This window comes from Moorena sp. SIO2C4 (genome assembly GCF_010672485.1).
GTDB lineage: Bacteria > Cyanobacteriota > Cyanobacteriia > Cyanobacteriales > Coleofasciculaceae > Moorena > Moorena producens.
Window position 1 is genome coordinate 1 of sequence record NZ_JAAHGN010001248.1, and the last position, 1991, is coordinate 1991.

General features: G+C 43.0%; 2 protein-coding genes and 1 pseudogene. 1 reads left to right on the forward strand and 2 read right to left on the reverse strand.

Features of this window, described 5'->3' with window-relative positions:
• Positions 1-861 (forward strand): annotated as a pseudogene (locus tag F6K20_RS36195) (apoptotic protease-activating factor); the annotation flags it as partial.
• 234 nt (positions 862-1095) lie between these two features.
• On the opposite strand, the gene F6K20_RS36200 reads toward F6K20_RS36195, so the two are convergent.
• Together F6K20_RS36200 and F6K20_RS36205 are read right to left on the reverse strand one after the other, a co-directional pair.
• Positions 1096-1272, reverse strand: coding sequence for a hypothetical protein (locus F6K20_RS36200; protein ID WP_008180562.1), 177 nt, complete (start codon positions 1270-1272; stop codon positions 1096-1098).
• Between the two features lie 2 nt (positions 1273-1274).
• A complete protein-coding gene (locus tag F6K20_RS36205) occupies positions 1275-1496 on the reverse strand; it encodes a hypothetical protein (RefSeq protein ID WP_008180564.1) in 222 nt (73 codons plus the stop codon).
• Between the last annotated feature and the right edge of the window lie 495 nt (positions 1497-1991).

Here is a 1991-nt window from a genome sequence, read left to right on the forward strand (position 1 = left end):
TCAATTAGTGAGTATCTTCCCCCTTCTTTATTATCGGAAGCCTTAGATTGCGCCAGAGGGATTTCCAATGAATTATCCCGAGTTAATGCCTTAGTCGCCTTAGCCCCCCACTTCCCGGATGTGTTACCGGAAGCCTTAGATTGCGCCAGAGGGATTAAGTCTGAATACTACCGAGTTAATGCCTTAGTCGCCTTAGCCCCCCACTTACCCGATGTGTTGTTACCCAAAGCCTTAGATTGCGCCAGAGGGATTTCCGATGAATACGAACGAGCAAAAGCCTTAATCACCTTAGCCCCCCACTTACCCGATGTGTTACCAGAAGCCTTGGATTGCGCCAGAGGGATTTCCGATCAAAACTGCCGAGCCAGAGCCTTAGTCGCCTTAGCCCCCCACTTCCCGGATGTGTTACCAAAAGCCTTAGATTGCGCCAGAGGGATTAAGTATGAATACCACCGAGCATTTGCCTTAATCGCCTTAGCCCCCCACTTACCCGATGTGTTACCAGAAGCCTTAGATTGCGCCAGAGGGATTGAGTTTGAACACCACCGAGCCTATGCTTTAGAGCGCTTAGCCCCCCACTTACCCGATGTGTTGTTACCCCAAGCCTTAGATTGCGCCAGAGGGATTGAGTCTGAATACTACCGAGCATTTGGCTTACAGCACTTGATTGAGAACTTAACTCCTTCGTCAGTTGATTTTCCTCTTTGGCAAGAAATTCTTGATAGTTTAGCTAGTCTAACCCGTCCCAATTTTCTTGAAGCTCTTCCTCAATTAGCTCCTTTAATCATTAAGTTTGGGGGTGTTGAAGCCCTAAGAGAAACGATGGCAGCGGTTGAGGATGTTAGCGGATGGTGGAAGTAAAGGAAAGGGAGTAGGGAGTAGGGAGTAGGGAGTAGGGAACAGATAAGAGGCAAAAGGCAAAAGGCAAAAGGCAAGAGGCAAGAGATAAGAGTTAATCAAGGATAGAGGAATTATTATTAGCTTTACTGGGTGTGGGGCGAACAGGTATTAGGATTCAGTTGATGCCTGTTCCATGGGGAATAATTGCGCTGAAATAAAGTTCAGGAAATATAGAGTGCGTTCGCATCCCTCAATTCAAAATCTAATATCTTGCCATCTTCGAGTAACTTCATAATCACACAAATCAGAACTCAGTACATAAACCCCTCTAGCTAAAAGAGAGTAAAGCGATTGCTGACATTGTTGTGCTTCTAATTTGTCATTGGGAGAAGATAGCAACCCTAAAACCCCTGTATCGACAAAAACAATCATTCTTAGTTATATAGCTTAGAGCCTTCTGGACGAAAACTATCAACAATTTGTTTAAATTTTTCTAAATCTTCCTGTCTGATTTTAGCTTCTTCTTGAGTGATTTCCTCTTCGAGGCGTTTTCTTAGCCATGCCAGAGCAGGTTGATTGAGTTTAATTTGTTCTTCAACAGTTTTACCTCTATATTTTAAGTAGGGAGCAAAATGACTTTTAGTATTCCTTGCCATAGATTTTAACGCCTTGTTTACTTCATTCAGTATAGCGGTTTTCAATAGGGTGAGGTACTGTAGCTTGTAGGGTGGGCAAAAACAGTTTGGTTCTTGTGAGTATTCGAGATTAGATTAATTTGCCCACCCTACTTTATTGAGCTTGTAGGGTGGGCAAAAACAGTTTGGTTATTGTGACTATTCGAGATTAGATTACTTTGCCCACCCTACTTTATTTAGCTGTAGCTTGTAGGGTGGGCAAAAACAGTTTGGTTCTTGTGACTATTCGAGATTAGATTAATTTGCCCACCCTACTTTATTGAGCTTGTAGGGTGGGCAAAAACAGTTTGGTTCTTGTGAGTATTCGAGATTAGATTAATTTGCCCACCCTACTTTATTGAGCTTGTAGGGTGGGCAAAAACAGTTTGGTTCTTGTGACTATTCGAGATTAGATTAATTTGCCCACCCTACTTTATTGAGCTTGTAGGGTGGGCAAAAACAGTTTGGTTATTGTGA